This window comes from Nocardia sp. CWNU-33 (assembly GCF_046764895.1).
Classification (GTDB): Bacteria; Actinomycetota; Actinomycetes; order Mycobacteriales; family Mycobacteriaceae; genus Nocardia.
The window spans coordinates 1-16,291 of sequence record NZ_JBKOQN010000048.1; the positions used below are offsets into that span (position 1 = coordinate 1).

The following is a 16,291-nucleotide window of genomic DNA, read 5'->3' on the forward strand; positions in this document are numbered from 1 at the left end:
CGCTAATCCGAAATACCGGAGACCTCACCCATATACCAACGCGGGCAACAGCTTCCATCGAGCACGCTGATGGGGTGGCACCGCTGCGCGGAGCCACCCCATTCACTCACTTCGAGACAGAACCTAGTTCGAGCTTGGGGCAGACCCCTACTTAGCCGGCAACGGTTACCTCGGTGATTCGTTGCACGGCATGGCCCGGTAACTCCTGGCAAACCCCTGAGCCGTGAGCTCTTTGAAAAGGCGGCGAGTGCCGGGTCAGGCCGGATCTATGAACGAGCCGGTGTGTCGACTCGGACCAGTCCGGAGTCGGCGGTGAAATTGTCGTGGTTCGAGCCCGCCTGCGCGAGCTGACATCTCGCCAACCCGGAGCCTACTTAGCCGGCAACGGTTACCTCGGTGATTCGTTGCACGGCATGGCCCGGTAACTCCTGGCAAACCCCTGAGCCGTGAGCTCTTTGAAAAGGCGGCGAGTGCCGGGTCAGGCCGGATCTATGAACGAGCCGGTGTGTCGACTCGGACCAGTCCGGAGTCGGCGGTGAAATTGTCGTGGTTCGAGCCCGCCTGCGCGAGCTGACATCTCGCCAACCCGGAGCCTTTCGAGCTCTCGAGAAGACTGATGTCGCGCGGGTGCGCTGGGATCGCGAACAGCTCATCGGAGGCAAGCCCGAGAGGCTCGTAAGTAGGGCGCTGCGCGTTCCCATCAGGGTTGGACCAGCGGAAACACTGAAGTAGATGGAGGCTGGATTGTATCGATACTGCGGGATCGACTGGGCCGAAGGACATCACGACATCGCGATCGTCAATCGCGAAGGCACACTGGTGACCAAGAAGCGGATCGTTGATGACCCAACGGGTTTCACCGAATTGATCGACCTACTCACCGAGGCCGGTGACAACGCCGGTGAGCCGATCCCCATTGCGATCGAAACCCCCCGTGGGCTGCTGGTCTCGACGCTACGCGCCAGCGGCCGACCAGTGTTCGCGATCAATCCGATGGCCGTCGCCCGATATAGGGAACGCCACAGCATGGCACGCGCCAAGTCCGACCATGCCGATGCATTGACCTTGGCCAATATCCTTCGCGTCGACGCTCATCTGCACCCACAACTCCCCGACGACAGCGAACTCGTCCAGGCGATCGCGGTCTTGGCGCGCGCTCAACAAGACGCAGTCTGGCGCCGCACCAAAGCCAGTAATGAGCTCAGATCTCTACTGCGCGAATACTATCCAGCTTTTCTCGACACATTTGTCGCCCGAACCTCCAAATCAGGCACCAACCTCGCCAGACCCGAAACCCGCGCCATCCTCGCCATCGCACCCACCCCAGCTCACGCCGCCAAGCTCACCAAGGCACGCATCGCCACCGCACTGCGCCGAGCAGGCCGCCAGCGCGGAATCGATGACCTCGCCACCGACATCTTCCAACGCCTGCGCGTCCCACAGATGCGCCAACCGCAACTGGTGGAACAGGCGATGGGCCACCAAGCCCTCGCCTTGCTGGCCACCCTCGACGCCGCCTGCCGCGGCGCCAACGACCTCGAACAGGCCACCGCCGAACAATTCCGCAAACACCCCGACCACGACATCATCACCAGCTTCCCCGGCCTGGCCGACCTCGCCGGCGCCCGAGTGCTCGCCGAAATCGGCGACGACCCAACACGATTCACTGACCCCCGCGCCCTGAAGGCTTACGCCGGATCCGCACCAGTCACTCGAGCATCTGGCAAAACCATCTCGATCACACACCGCAAAATCAAGAACGACCGACTCGCCGCTGCCGGCTGGGTTTGGTCGTTCGCCGCAGCCGCCACCAACGGACCCGCCCGAGCGCACTACCTCAACCGCCGAGCCCAGGGTGACCGCCACCCCGCAGCCCTACGTCACCTATTCAACAAGATGCTCGGCCAACTCCATCACTGCCTCCACACTCGCGAATCGTTCGATCCCAAAAAAGCCTTCGGCCATCCAGCAGAAACACCGCACCAACCCGCTGCAGCTTGACTCTTAGAACCATCGGAGGTCTCTTCAGCCACTCCCTGCACGGCACCCGGTGAGAGGCAAGCCAGATGAGAGCCACACCAATGACACAGGTGGGCAGCCGATTAGGGAGCTTCTCACCGAGTACCTGGACCTGATCCTGGCCGGGATCGGGCCCTGGCACCAGTATTAAGTAGCCGATTTCAGTACGTCTCTCCAAGGGTGATGGCATTGACATGAACGATGTCACCGCCCTCGGCAGGACCTCTACTTCTCTGACTCCCGACCGCCGATAAGTGAAGCTTGTCGGCAGTCAGAACGCCGGATCCGTCCGGATCTGGGGGGCGAGTTCCGCGGGCACCGGACCGCGCAGCGTTCGGGTTCCTTTGTGGTTTCGCGTCAGCTACGGGCGACCCAGTTTCACGATCGAAAGTCGATCACCGAGTCCGCCACCGCGTGATCGATGTCAACGCGAGAGTGACACCCCTCGTTACCTTGTTCGTGGGCCCGACACCGGGCCCACGGTCGCCGGGCCCGGTATGACTTCTTCCCCCTGTCGCACGCATGATCCGGGGGGTGGTGTCGCCGGGTACCCGGTGGCGTCGACGGACCGCTGATGGGGACAGGGCCGCTACACAGGTCTCTTCGTAACGTGGGTGCCGGGCGTTGACGCTTCGATCGGCGACCGCCCCGCAGCGTTTCGAACCCTATGAGGAACAGCGAGTGACACAGGCATATGCCGTGTTCTGCGGCATCGACGTGGGCAAGGGCGAACACCACGCGGTCGGGTTGGACCCGACCGGCAAACGACTCTTCGACAAGGCCCTGCCCAACGATGAAGCCCGCCTGCGGGCGGTATTTGACCAGCTGGCCACACGTGGGCGACTGTTGATCGTGGTCGATCAACCCAACACCATCGGCGCTCTGCCGGTCACCGTCGCGCGCGCCTGCGGCCACGACATCGCCTACCTGCCCGGGTTGTCGATGCGCCGCATCGCCGACCTCTATCCAGGCCAGTCCAAAACCGACGCCCGCGACGCCCACATCATCGCCGACGCCGCCCGCACGATGCCCCACACCCTGCGCCAGGTCGACACCGGCGATGAAACCCTCACTGAGCTTGGTGTTCTCGTCGGATTCGACGACGACCTCGCCGGAGAAGCGACCCGCACCAGCAATCGCATCCGCGGCCTGCTCACCAGCATCCACCCGGCCCTCGAACGAGTCCTCGGCCCCCGCGTCGCCCACCCGGCCGTACTGGAAATCCTGTCCCGCTGCGGCGGCCCCGAAGGAATCCGGGCCGCTGGTCGACGCAAACTCACCACCATCGCCACCAAACACGCACCCCGGATGGGATCGCGGCTGGTCGAGGAAATCCTGGCTGCGCTGCCCGCACAAACCTTCGTCGTTCCCGGCTCACACGCCGCCGAGACCGTTCTGCCGAAACTCGCCGACTCACTGAAAACGGTACTACTGCAACGCAAACAAGTCGCCGTCGATATCGAGGAGATGTTGGCCGATCACCCTCTTTCCCAGGTCCTGACCTCGATGCCGGGCATCGGAGTCAGGACCGGCGCCCGCATTCTGCTCGAAGTCGGCGACGGCACCGCTTTCGCCTCGGCCGGCCACCTCGCCTCCTACGCCGGCATCGCCCCGATCACCCACCGATCAGGCAGCTCGATCCGCGGCGAGTTCCCATCCCGATCAGGCAACCACAAGCTGAAACGGGCGTTGTTCCTGTCCGCATTCGCAGCCCTGCACGACCCAGCCTCGCGCACCTACTACGACCGCAAACGCGCCGAGGGCAAGAAACACAACGCCGCGCTCATCTGCCTGGCCAGGCGACGCTGCGACGTCCTCTACGCGATGCTGAAAACCAAGCAGCCCTACCGCGTCCCAGAACCGGTTGCTGCTTGAGGATCGGCGCGCACGAGGTCATAGACATAGGATCGTTCGTCCTTGCGGCTCACCCACACACCCTCTGGCGGAAGCACGCCTTGCCCTGCCTCGTCGAACGGGCGACTCGACACCTCACCGGCCGCGTCGCACACCACCCAACCGAAGTCGGGCAGCCGGCGGCACCAGATATCGAGGTCGACCCGCTTATACGACGGGAACCCATGCGCTTCCCCGTCACGGGCGAACTCATAGGTCAACCCATCGACGCGTCGCACGAACTTCACACCAGACATTCCGTCATCCTCGCCGACCAACCCGGTCTCATCAATCAGCGGGCCGCCGAGCTTGACGAAAACCATAGGGACACCCCCCAGCGACTTTCGTATATATCGAAAGGCAGTGCCCAGGTCGGACCGGTTCCAGGGATGAATGAAGGGGCAGCAGTTCGAGACCGCTGCCCCTTTCACCGTGAGCTGCTGATCAGACCCAGCTACTGGAAGTTGTAGACGTACTGGTCGGGCACGCAGTCGCCGTGGTTGCACGCGCGGCTGGTTTCGGTGACCCGCTTGGAGCTGAAGTCCGCGACGAAACGTGAATTGATCCAGGTACTGGTTATGCAGGACGTTTGTGACGTGCTGAGCGTGCACGTGCTGTTGGGCTCCGACTGGTTGTCACCTCCAGCGGTGGACGTTATGTGTACGGTCTGCGAGTCGTCGTTCCAGCACACGTTGTCCTTGAGCCATTGATTGGCGTTGTTCGAAGACTCGTAATTACGCAGCCAGATTTGACACTGCTCGGCGTTGGCGGCCTGGTGCCGCACGATTGTGGGGAGTGCGACGGCGGGGGCCGCCAGCGCCTGGCCTGCGGGGCCGGCCAACAGGCCGAGGGCTGCGGACAGGACGGCCGCGAAGGTGACCACGATGGGGGTCTTCGAACTGTTACTACCTGCGACGTCGAGTGATCTGCGGTTGCGCCCCTTACGATTCCAAGTCATAGCCGACGACTCTAGACAGCCGCTGCAGCTGAGGGGCTGTATCGCCAAACGTGTTGCGCCACCGTTGCGGGGTCGCCGTAGTCAACGACGTACCGGCGGTGCACATGCTGCTGCTTCGCCTGCCACCGTAGGCGTAGCCACAGTCCGCCGAAGGCGAACACGTGGATGCCGAGTGCTGTGATCGCAGTAGCGACAATCGAAGTCATGAGGTCTTCCTCGTCTGGGCGATGTGCTGTCTACAGATAAAGAGGCGCCTCAACCCCCATGCGTGGACCCGCTCGCCGAAGCTACGCGCGGACCACTGCCTCTAAAACTTTCGGTTCTTGAACATCCGCCTCGGGAGGGGAACTGCCAGGCCAGCCCCACCGAACCACAACTTGGTGGTCAGGACTTTGATCGGATCGAATCTGGCCAATGTCGCGTCCTCGTGCAGCTGGGACTCCACCAACACCACCTCGTCGGCGGCAGTCACGGGTGTAGCAGTGAGCGGCTCTACGGTGAGCGGCTCAACGGACGTGAGGGGCTGTTGGAATGTCATTGGCTGGTCGGCGTCGAGGCGGTAAATGTGAGCGGTTTTCATCCGCGTAATGCGTGCCGTCGTGCAAAGTGGGCCCACCACGACAAGATCAACACCGTCTCCCGCTCTCGCGACAACCTGGCGCGCAGTATTCGCGGTCAAACCGCCCTCATCGACCGAGGTTGATGCTGCGAGCCCGGGTCTCTTCAGGGCCATGGTGTGCCAGCGGGCTGCGGGGTGATGCCCACGAGCACGGTGTAGGCCACCACGTTGGACAGATAGCTTCTTATGGTGTGGTCGAATTCGCCACCACACGTCACCAGTTGCAGCGCGCTGTATCCGCGCGAGTCGTAGACCTCATGAGTTGGGAACTCTGACTTCAGATAGGTGGCTACTTCCTGAACGAGGAAGTGAGCAACCGATCGGTCCGCTCTTGTCACGTCGACCTGGTCCCCGGGGCGCAGTGACGATAGTCGGTAGAAGACCGCAGGTCCGGTGTAGGAGTCTACGTGTCCCAGGATGACCGCGGAGCCCATGTCTCCGGGTGGGGGGCCGTTTCGGTACCAGCCCGCCACCTGAAAGTCCGTCGGAAGTTCTACGGTGCGATCAGGATTCAGGCCGAGCTCGGAGAGTGGTCCATCCACCGCGATAGCTGGGATGTGTAGTTCCACAGGGAGCGATTCTGGAAGCGCGGCCGGGGCCACGCTACCGAACGCGGTCACGGCGGCATCGGTGGCCGGGACCAGGTTCCCACCCGGGCACAGTCGAGCGATCGGACTCAGTGCCGCAAGAAATAGCAGAATGCTCGCCGCTAATCGTAGGTGCTTCGACGACACCGGTGAACTGCGTCCTGTACTGCGCGGAGTGCGCGCTCGTGCTTCAGTCATTCCGGTTCCGGCCGTGCTGCGGTCGGTCCCTGACGTCGGCGAGTGGTCCGCTCGAGCGGGAGGCTGAGTCCGGGTACCGCCAGCACACCCAAGGTCATCAACTGGGTGCGGACTACCGGCGGTGCCGCCCTCGCCGGTACCTGGCGGACCCTTTGGCGGAACTCCGGGGCCAGGCGTCACAGGCGGTGCTGTCTCGGGCGTATCGGCGCCGCCCTGACCACCACCGGGTCCACCTGAACCGCCGGGGTCTTGCGGTGGTGATTCCGGAATCGGTGGGCCGGGACCGCCGGGCACCCCTGGAATGACCGGTACAGCACAAAATGACGACCTCATAGGAACTCCTCGACACATAGAATTCGTCCACAAGGCTCACATGCAATCGTGAATGCGAGCGGATCGGTCTATTGCCTCGGTAGCCAACGAAGTGCTTATTGAACTCAACACGTGTTACTGCGATATTACGCTTCAAGACTATGTCTCCTAATTAAACTTTGAGTTTGGGTGTTGTACCGAAACTGAATGTAATGAATCTATTAGGCTGCCGTAGCAGCCATGGGTGGGGGATCGGGAGAAAGTGGCGAGGCCCCGCTCTGTCGGACTCGCATTAGATCAGGTGACCGGTTGGTTTTAGAGAGCCGAGTAGGGCCGAGATCAGGGATTTCTGGTGGTGACGTCGGGTGCGGCCGATCCGCCCACCGAGAATTGGTGACGTCAAACATCCCGTGAAGCCAAAACATCAAGCATCACCTGAAGCCCGACAATTATTCGTCGGCTATTTCTTTGGGTTACCGGTTCCTTCTTCTTTTCTTCCTCCGGGCTCCCAACTTTTCACCCACAACTACGTGGCTCATCAAGCCCGTGGCACAACACTTTTCGCGGGATAGTTTCAGTGCAAGGAAGTCGAGCGACTCGACCGGTCGGCCTCCTGGCATAGGGGGTCCAGGAACGGGGTCGCCGAATCCGGCACGGCGGGGACGTTTGACGCAGACCCCGGAGGTCTTCGAGAAGCAGGAGCCCGTCCTACATCCAATGCAGTCCAACTCCGCGCGGGCGCGGTCGATGAAGCACGGGCTCTGGAAGTAGTCGTGCCGTATGACCGGGTCGAAATGGGCCGTTCTTACGAACTGATGTGAGATTCCGGCTCGTCAGGGCCCGACACCAATATGGGGCCGGTCGTGTACTCGAGGCCGGCAAGTACTAAAAACCACCCCTGATGGGCGTACGTTTCCACTGGTGAAGCCTAAAGTCGACTGCCGCTGTGCGCGAGATGGCCAGCTGCCCCAGCGGGCGACGCGTAGGCGAAAGGTCTTGCCTGAACCGTGCGGTCGAGACATCTCGCCTGAACCGGGTTAGCCCACCGATCCTTGCGCCTGGTGAACTGGCGACTCGAGGAGTGGACAGTGAGACTGCGGGGTCGTGGCCGTGCCAGGCGGCGACGACGTGTGGGGGAATGCCGCGCGAGCATGAGGGACACCGAGGTATTGCGAAGATGCTCAACGGGATCCACCGAAGGGCGGCCCGTGTACGGAGCCGCTGGAACTCGTCGCTGCACCACTCGGGTCGGAGGGTGCGCCGTCTTCGTGGACGGCTATCAGCCGGTCGCCGGTCCATGGGATGCCCAGTACCCGGCTTTCGGCTTTCTATAGCGAGGTGGCCAGTGCGGCAACCTGTTTCGGGATAGTCGCGCGATGCTGGACAGGTATGCCCATTGGTCGTCGAACGGATCAATGACTACCTGGTGCGGTGGCTCGTGCAGAAAGGTAGGCGGTTCCGGGGCCGTTGGAAACGAGCACGTGAAGCGCTTCCGAAGGCCGCGGAGGCCTACCCGAAATTCTTCTCCGACTGGGCAATCGGGAACCCCGCAACCGTGAACGCTCGATGATGGGAGCCGTGTGTGACGGGAGACTGTCACACACGGCTCTGAGAGCGCCGGGAGGTGAACCCTCCCGGCCGCCTGCTAGAGCACCTTTCGCTCTCTACCGGTACACAATGCCGGAAAACGGTGAATTGTCCGGGCTAGGCAGTACCACCGCCACCCGTTTCCGGAGACCCCTCGGGAACGTCCCCGCCACCGCCCGGTCCTTGCTCGCCGGGCCCTTCCTCGCCGGGTCCTTGCTCGCCGGGCCCTTGCTCGCCCGGTCCACCCGGTCCACCGGGACCACCGGGAATAACGCCAGGGGGAATCGGAATGGGAATGGGGATCGGGATGGGGATGGGGAGAACTCCGACTCCGCCACCACCGCCGGGGATGCCGCCGGGGATGCCGCCGGGGATGACGGGGACAACTCCGCCAGGGGGGATGGGGATGGTCGGCAACGTTGTCGGCGGCCCTGTCGTCGTTGTCGGCGGGCCTGTCGTCGTTGTCGGCGGGCCTGTCGTCGTTGTCGGCGGCGCTGTCGTCGTTGTCGTGGTCGGCGGCGCTGTCGTCGTGGACGTCGGTGGAATAGTGCAGTTGGGTCGGGTGATCCTGTTGTTGTCCAGGCTGACCTGGCCGTTGCGTGCCAGTACCCGTCCCTCCACGATGGTTCCGGTCTGCACCGAGATCGAGGTCAACGCCATGATGGTTCCGACGAAGGTGGAGTTGGTGCCCAGTGTCGCGGAGCTACCCACCTGCCAGAAGACGTTGCACGGTGAGGCCCCGTTGATGAGGCTGACCGTGCTGCTCGATGCCGTGATCAACGTAGATCCCGCTTGGAAGATCCAGACCGCGTTGGGATCGCCCTGCGCATCGAGGGTGACTGTCCCGGTTAGGCCCATGGGGCCCGCCGTGTTGTACACCCCCGCGACCAGTGTGAGGCCGCCGAGATCAGGGGGAGCAGCGGTGGCAGGAGTCCGACCCGCAGCATCGTTATATGCCGTAGTCAGATCTGATTGCGCTTGCAACGCCACCGCGTCGGCAGCGTGAATGGTTCCGACCACTGATCCCGGCGGAAAGCCGGTGACCGCGGAACCCGGGCTGACCCCCAGATCACCGGTGATAATCGAAGGTCCCGTGTTGGTGACCGTCTGGCCCGCCAATACCGCGAATGACGTTGCCGTCCCTAACCCGACCGGGGGCTGGGCCGCTGACGCTACCCCATTGAATATCAGCAGGACCGTGGCGGTCACAACCGTCGCCCCGGCAACGATCAATCGTTTGATCGGACGCCGCCGGGGCGAGTTGGACGGAAATGTCACTGGTTTCCCTTCGCCGTTGAACGGCACACGTATGAATGTCACTGTCCGTCTTCGATCCAATCGGTAGGAGTGGATGGGTCGATCCAGACGCGAATTTCATACGCCCCTTGGCCGCACTCCAAACCGGCTCGAGCCCAACGACAGTCCGAAGCCAGAAATTAACCCATCCAGGTTTGCGCGGCCTACGAAGTACCTTCCGATGCCGATCTAACTGGCGCGACACGCTCGCGCGCGTTGTTTGCTGCTGCAGCAGTAAACAACTGGTGCGACATGCTCGCGCGCGTTGTTTGCCGCTGCAGCGGCAAACAACGTTGGCCGCTGCAGCGGCATGCGGTGTCACGGTCGAGTCTCGCCACGGAAGTAGCAGTGGTTCGCAACTAGTGCGCGATCCCTCTTCTGGCGGGCGACCAAGCAAGCGCCCCCGAGGACGTCCTCTCGAGGACGGTCCTCGGGGGCACCACCACTCACCAAACAAGAAGAGGTTAAACAAACATGGGCGGTCTTCTCAGCGGTCTGCTGCCGGTCGTAGGCAACCTTCTCACCGGTGTCGTCAGCGTTCTGGTCCACTCGCTGCTCTGACACGAATGCTTGGTTTGCGGCCCGACCCCCGACATCTCAAAACAGTCCGTCGGGGGTCGGGCCGCAAACAATTCACTACGCCGAACCGATACAAAGACGATCAACCGAAAGGCTGTCCGAATGATCCTCCAGCCCGTAATCGACCTCGTCACAGGACTTCTCGCCGTCGCGGGAAACACAATCCATTTTCTGACCGGCGGCCTGCTCTAGGGGGCTATGACAACCCCACCGGGATGAACGTGAAGTGCGGCAAGTCCAAGTAAAGCTCGAGTCGCAGAGAGGTCGGATCGTTGTGTCGAGGAAGCTAGCTCGAGCAGTCGCCGTAACCGGCGCGTGTGCCGTCATCGCAGCCACAGGCGCCGTCGTAGCCCAACCCTCTACCGCCGCTCCGGAATTCGATCCGACCGACTGCCCGGCCTTGTACACCCTCGGCGTTCAGGGCACAGGGCAGTCCTCCCTCAGCGCATCGCCCACCGTCGACACCGGCATGCTGTCGGGCGTTTTCGCGCCATTGCTGGCCAGCGTTTCGAAGCCCGGAGCGGTCGATCGCGCATACGTGCCCTATCCCGCGGCGTTCGGCGGGATCGTGCCCGGCGCTGCCACGCCGCCGTACGCACAATCCGTCTTCGCCGGACTCGACGAGCTGCGGAGCATGACCCGCGCGATCACAAGTAAATGCGAGAACACCAGCCTGGCTTTGCTGGGGTATTCACAAGGGGCGCACGTTGTTTCGTTGTTCCTTCGCGAAGTAGGGCTCGGATACGGCGTGGTGGCACCGGACAAGATAGCCGGCGCCGCACTCTTCGCCGACCCGACCCGTGACCCGGGGGCACCAGTGTTCCCTGGCGCGCCGGGACAGCACACACCCGCACCCGCACCCGGCACCGACCGAACAGCATTAGCGGGGCTGCCACCAGTTGCACAGACGATGCCAGCGGGCGGTGGCATCGGACCGCAACAAGACATTGCCGCAGACTTCGGCGCGCTCACCGGACGCGTGGCTTCGTTATGCATTGCAGAAGACCTCGCCTGCGACGCACCCACCGGCGCACCGATACTGCACGCGTTGACGAACATCATCGGCCAGGCGCTGCTGTCCCCGCTCGACCCAATTACCGTACTGTCCTCTATCATTCAAGCCGTTGTCGCGACAACTGTGAAGACCGCCGCCGCCGTCGTAAGCAATGATGTGGTCGGCAACACGGTCGGAACACTGACGCTGACGTCCGAAAGGACGCTCAGTCAGCGCCTTGCGGAAGCCTCGGACCCTCGGGTGCCGGTTCATGGTCCCGACGCGCAGGCGGCATTGCTCAAAGTGGCTACAGTCGCGCTCAATATTTTGCTCGCCGTAGTAGGCGTGACACTCGAACCGAGCGAAGTCGCCGACATTCTCAGCGTGGGTGAGAATCAACCTATGGACGGCATTGCCCTCCTTACGGAAAAGATTGCTGGCCCGCGATTCCCATCGGTGCCGATCGAACCCGCCGGGAACCTGGTGATACAAGCATTCGACGCGGTCGCCTTTGCCGTCGCAGACAACGCCGCGCTCCTCGAACCCGCAACGTGGGCGAGATATCAGGATGTTGTCGCACGCCATGGCGCCTATGTATGGGAATCCGTCACCGAAACCGGCCAGACGTCTACCCAATTCGTCGCGGGCTGGTTTGCGGCGCTGGCGCGCAGTCTCGCCACCCGGACAGGCTCCGTCGCCAAGGCTTCCGCTGTACCGAGTGCTCCTGATCGGCCAATGGGTCCAGATCAAGCTGTAGCGCGAGGCGATGCGTCTCCATCGGAGAGCCAGGGCGCCCAACCAGTTACGGCCAAATCTGCGCCCGAGGCTGCTCCCGCACGGCACGCACTGCGGAAAGACAGCGGAAACGCCCTTAGCGACCCAGCCAACATCATTATGTGGGATTGCCTTTGGATGCTCCTGATGTTCGCGGGTTTGCGTCGACTGCTTCGACATCGGCTCACCGCTGGCGCTGACGGATCCAGCTTTCTTGCCGGGTCCACAAACTCGGCCTCGAACAGCGCCGGCTGGTGGGGTATAAGAGCGCGCCGCCGATAGCCGCAGCAGTCGGAGCCATGTCGGTTATCGTGGTGTCGAAGCGCGAGCTCCTATAGAGGAGGCCGGCAAATCATCTGTCGCCTGCCAGCCTGAAGGGACCACCGGTTAGGTATGACCATGAGGCTGGGTTGGGTCCGGTCGCGGGCCGTGTGCTGATGGTGGCCGAAGACTGTGCTGCCGTCCCCGCGGCCCGGGACCCATCCGGGCGGGCAGGATAGACGCGTCGTTCGTCGAAGAGGTGGGGCGAGGCGGCGCGCCCGGCAGTAGTCCGGGCGCGCGAGAGTCGCGTGCATGGCGAAGGGGAGCCAGCAAGTCGGCAGGGACGAGATTGGAATGCCGGGAGGCCGTTGGTGAATACCGACGAGCTGGCGTTCGAGTTCGCAAGAGCCGAGCGTCGGGTACTGGGGATCCAAACCGAGCTGCACCGTTGAGCCGGTGATGATCCTCATCGCAGGTTCGATGATCTGTTCAATCTCGTCGCCGATCCCGCGTTCCTTCTGGTGGCGTGGGATCGGGTGCGGAACAACAGGGGCGCATGCACGGCCGGAGTGGACGGGGAAACCGCCCGCTATGTCGAAGCCGAACGCGGGGTCGAAGAGTTCCTGGCCCAGCTGCGAGTTGATGTGAAAGCCCGTAGTTTCCAGCCTCTTCCGGTCCGGCAGCGAGCGATTCCCAAGGCGGGCGGTAAGGTTCGCTATCTGAGGATCGCCACGATCCGGGACCGGGGTGGTCCAGGCGTCGCTGAAGTTGGTGCTCGAGCGGTGTTCGAAAACACAACCACCTGACCAACCGGCCCCGACCGCGGGGCCGAACCTACACCGAAGTGGAAAAGCTGGGCAGACCAACGGCTACTCCCTGCCCCAACCAGCCCACCAGCATCGCGGCACGGCCGAATCCGGCCGCGACACCACCGCCAACGTCAGTCCACGGATCGAGGCTAAGTCACTGGTATTGAAGTTGAGCCGAAGGACATCTGGCCCCGAGACAATCCAGTCGGAACGACGTGCCGCCGAGCATGCGGGCTATGTCCTCGGCTTGTGAGTAATAGCGGTGCAGCGGATAGGCGATCTCGGTGCCGATGTCGCTGTTGATGCGATAGCACTTCTGCATGGCCGCCGGCAGCGCCGAGGCGACCCAATAGGCCAGCACGTCGAGGTTGGTGTCGACGCGCTCGCGATGTTCTGCGCTGTCGTCATCCTGCGCCAGCGCCCAATTCGCCGACAGTGTGATCGAGTGCAAGACGCGAGAGGTGATGTAGATATCGGCGATCTGCTGGGACACCGCCTGAAACTGTGCGGGGGGCAGCCCGAGTTGATATCGGGTGCGCACTTGTTCGGCAGTCAGTGTCAGCACGCCCTTCAGCAGGCCATCTGCCACTGAACCGATCACCGCCAGCGCCAAACGATTGAGTTCCGGGACACCGCCGGGAAGCAACTGCTCCGCTGGGATGGACACATTGTCCAAATACAGCGAAAATTCCGGCACTCTGGTGGAGGATGGGCTCTCGACGCGGCCGATACCCGGCACCTCCGCATCCACGACAGCGAGCCCGGAATCGGTCGGCACTAGAATCCACCTTGCCAGGTCCGCGAATGGCACGCCGACCTTATGGCCGCTTATCTGCACCGTGTTGCCGACGGTGACCGCGGTGGTTTCCGGCTTCATGGAGAATGGCGCACCAGGTTCGTTGAACGCCGCCGTGAGTACCGCACCCTTGGCGACAGCTGGAAAGACCTTCTCTGCCAAGGTATCCGATGCGGCTCGCACCAGGGGCAGGACCCCGAAACCGAGCGTTGACAGCGCCGGCACCTGTACGGCGTCGGTTGCTAACTCGGTCAGCATCGCCGACACCTCGAGCAAACCCAGACCGTCTCCGCCGTAGCGCTGCGGCAGGGCTGCCGACAGTAACCCGCTGCCCATGAGTATGGGCCACAGTGCGATATCGCGAGCGCTCTCACGTTCCAGCAAACTTACGACAACTTCAGCAACAGTATCCTGGCTCTCGTTCATGGTGAAGTCCAATACAATGCTCCTGATCGAGGTGTTGATTCAGCTGTAACGCAGACGGTGGGTAAGTGGCGGACCCGTTTTACCGAGAAGCGTTTGGAGGGGACGTCTGACGAGCCGCGTCCGGGACGTCCGCCGTCGATCCTGCTGGACAAGGTTGAAGAAGTGGTCACGATGACCCTCGAACAGAAGCCGGCGGACGCGACGCATTGGTCGCGGGCCTCGATGGCCAAACGAAGTGGCGTCGCCGTCGACGATTGACCGGATCTGGAGCAAGTTCGAGCTGAAACCGCATCTCGCCGACGGTTTCAAGCTGTCGACCGATCCGTCGTTCGTGGACAAGGTTGTCGATGTGGTCGGTCTGTATCACAATCCGCCCGAGAAGGCGGGTTGTGCTGTGTGTGGATGAGAAGTCGGGAATCCAGGCGCTGGACCGCTCCCCGCCGGTGTTGCCGATGATGCCCGGTATGCCCGAGCGATACTCCCACGACTACGTCCATCACGGCGTGACCAGCTTGTTCGCGGCGTTCGACATCGCGGACGGAGCCGTGATCTCCAAGCTCTATCAGCGTCGCCGCGCCGCGGAGTTCAAGAAGTTCCTTGTCGCGATCGACAAGGCCGTGCCCGCGGAACTGGATGTGCACCTGATCTGCGACCATCTGTCCACCCACAAGACGCTGGTGATCAACGCCTGGCTGGCCAAACAGCCCCGCTTCCATATGCATTTCACTCCGACCGGCTCGTCATGGCTCAACGAGGTCGAGCGCTGGTTCGGGTTCCTCACCGGCCAACTCCTGCGCCGCGGAGTCCACAAAAGGGTTGCGGCACTGGACAAAGACATCACGGCATGGATCGAGCAATGGAACGTCGACCCGAAACCGTTCGTCTGTCGCAAAACCACCGAGGAAATCCTCGAATCACTGGCTCGATATCTTCAACGAAGTTCAGGCGCAATGCACTAGGCTATATTCCCCCGCCACCAGGAAGCAACGACCTGACCAGCATATTCACGTCGTGAGTACGGGTACTGCCCCTCACAAACGAGCACGCTGCACCCGGCGAGCTGGTATATGTCGGCTTCCTGATATTGGAGAGCGTGCCGCCGAAGTGAGCGGGCGGGTGCGGGCGGCTGTGTGACGCCGGCGGCGTCACACAGCCGTATCTCAGGCCGAACCGTCGCTGCGCACTATCTGCTATCGCCGGTTAAGGACCTGGGCCTGGCGGCCTTGCGTGCCGCGTTGTCGGCGGCCATTTCATCGCGCAGACTCTTCGGCCGCATGTCTGTCCAGTTCTTGTCGATGTACTCGATGCAGGCGGCCCGGCTGCCTTCGCCGAACACGACTCTCCACCCGTCTGGGATCTCGGCAAAGGTTGGCCAGACGGAATACTGCTCCTCGTCGTTGACCAGAACCAAGAACCGGCCGTCTTCGTCGTCGAAGGGATTGGTGCTCATTTCACCTCACTGGGCATTGTGCACGGACAGGCAACGCTCGTAGTCCGTCTCATCCGGATCGGATCCCCCGAGCGTTGCATCGGCCTGGCAATGAACCCTTGTAAAAGGGCGGTTACCTCGGCTCGGAAGAAGAATAGGACCTTGTTCGCCACGAGCAGGAAATAGCGAGCAGAAAAATCCCCGGGTGTATCTGTATCGGTGGCACGCAACCGAGGGATTGGGGATTCGCGATCACGTGGTGAGCAGAGTCTCGAGCACATCGGCGATTTCTCCGACCAGATGACCGATGCGCTGCAACACTTTCGGGTTCTCCTTCATACTGTGGCCGACCGTTCCTGGCAAGTGCAGGTTGCGAACTGCACGGTATTCGAGGCAGCGCGACGTGCGGATGGGAGCGAAATGCTACCTCCCGGCGTGAAACAAGAAGTCATCAAGTACTACTCGGCAGTACCGAGGTGTGCGGGTCGGAACCTGTTCGACCCGAATCGGACGAATCGCCGATTTGCCTCATACCGTGCACGCAATGGCAAACGAGACTACGAAAGATTGTTCCGATCCACGATCTCCGCGGCTTCGAATAGGTCGTGATGCCATATCGCGGGCGGTGACACCGACGGGCAGACGCTCCGTGTGAGTGCGATTTCGCGGCCGTGCGTCTCGGTCCCGGCAGGGCTGGTGCCGCCTGCTGATCGACTGGCAAGCGACCGACAATGGGGAATCCATCGACAACGCA

The 16,291-nt window shown here is 62.5% G+C and carries 12 protein-coding genes; 5 read left to right on the top strand and 7 right to left on the bottom strand.

Annotated elements, in window-relative coordinates; all coding sequences use genetic code 11:
* Window positions 1–732: 732 nt before the first annotated feature.
* Complete coding sequence (locus tag ACLMAL_RS35880) at window positions 733–2,001, top strand: IS110 family transposase (protein WP_412003116.1); 1,269 nt, start codon at window positions 733–735, stop codon at window positions 1,999–2,001.
* A 699-nt stretch (window positions 2,002–2,700) separates the two neighbouring features.
* Complete coding sequence (locus ACLMAL_RS35885; protein WP_412003117.1) at window positions 2,701–3,894, top strand: IS110 family transposase; 1,194 nt, start codon at window positions 2,701–2,703, stop codon at window positions 3,892–3,894.
* Here ACLMAL_RS35885 and ACLMAL_RS35890 read toward each other — a convergent pair.
* From ACLMAL_RS35890 to ACLMAL_RS35910, 5 genes are all read right to left on the bottom strand, one after another.
* The gene (locus ACLMAL_RS35890; RefSeq protein WP_412003118.1) at window positions 3,864–4,235 is read right to left on the bottom strand and encodes a hypothetical protein; all 372 of its coding nucleotides are present in this window, start codon (window positions 4,233–4,235) and stop codon (window positions 3,864–3,866) included. The genes ACLMAL_RS35885 and ACLMAL_RS35890 overlap by 31 nt on opposite strands.
* A gap of 131 nt (window positions 4,236–4,366) precedes the next feature.
* Entirely contained in the window at window positions 4,367–4,870 is a 504-nt protein-coding gene (locus ACLMAL_RS35895; protein WP_412003119.1) for a hypothetical protein, read from the bottom strand.
* 11 nt (window positions 4,871–4,881) lie between these two features.
* A complete protein-coding gene (locus tag ACLMAL_RS35900) occupies window positions 4,882–5,076 on the bottom strand; it encodes a hypothetical protein (protein ID WP_412003120.1) in 195 nt (64 codons plus the stop codon).
* A gap of 517 nt (window positions 5,077–5,593) precedes the next feature.
* Window positions 5,594–6,625 (bottom strand): class F sortase, encoded by a 1,032-nt coding sequence (locus tag ACLMAL_RS35905; protein ID WP_412003121.1) that lies wholly within the window; start codon window positions 6,623–6,625, stop codon window positions 5,594–5,596.
* A 1,665-nt stretch (window positions 6,626–8,290) separates the two neighbouring features.
* A complete protein-coding gene (locus ACLMAL_RS35910) occupies window positions 8,291–9,382 on the bottom strand; it encodes an ice-binding family protein (RefSeq protein WP_412003122.1) in 1,092 nt (363 codons plus the stop codon).
* A 1,135-nt stretch (window positions 9,383–10,517) separates the two neighbouring features.
* On the opposite strand from ACLMAL_RS35910, the gene ACLMAL_RS35915 reads away from it, so the two are divergent.
* Window positions 10,518–12,098, top strand: coding sequence for a cutinase family protein (locus tag ACLMAL_RS35915; protein ID WP_412003123.1), 1,581 nt, complete (start codon window positions 10,518–10,520; stop codon window positions 12,096–12,098).
* Window positions 12,099–13,040: 942 nt separating this feature from the next.
* On the opposite strand, the gene ACLMAL_RS35920 is transcribed toward ACLMAL_RS35915, so the two are convergent.
* Window positions 13,041–14,147 (bottom strand): acyl-CoA dehydrogenase family protein, encoded by a 1,107-nt coding sequence (locus tag ACLMAL_RS35920; RefSeq protein ID WP_412003129.1) that lies wholly within the window; start codon window positions 14,145–14,147, stop codon window positions 13,041–13,043.
* A gap of 18 nt (window positions 14,148–14,165) precedes the next feature.
* On the opposite strand from ACLMAL_RS35920, the gene ACLMAL_RS35925 reads away from it, so the two are divergent.
* Both ACLMAL_RS35925 and ACLMAL_RS35930 read left to right on the top strand, forming a co-directional pair.
* A complete protein-coding gene (locus tag ACLMAL_RS35925) occupies window positions 14,166–14,366 on the top strand; it encodes a helix-turn-helix domain-containing protein (protein WP_412003124.1) in 201 nt (66 codons plus the stop codon).
* 140 nt (window positions 14,367–14,506) lie between these two features.
* Window positions 14,507–15,067, top strand: coding sequence for an IS630 family transposase (locus ACLMAL_RS35930; protein WP_412003125.1), 561 nt, complete (start codon window positions 14,507–14,509; stop codon window positions 15,065–15,067).
* A gap of 224 nt (window positions 15,068–15,291) precedes the next feature.
* On the opposite strand, the gene ACLMAL_RS35935 is transcribed toward ACLMAL_RS35930, so the two are convergent.
* Entirely contained in the window at window positions 15,292–15,558 is a 267-nt protein-coding gene (locus ACLMAL_RS35935; RefSeq protein ID WP_412003126.1) for an MbtH family protein, read from the bottom strand.
* Between the last annotated feature and the right edge of the window lie 733 nt (window positions 15,559–16,291).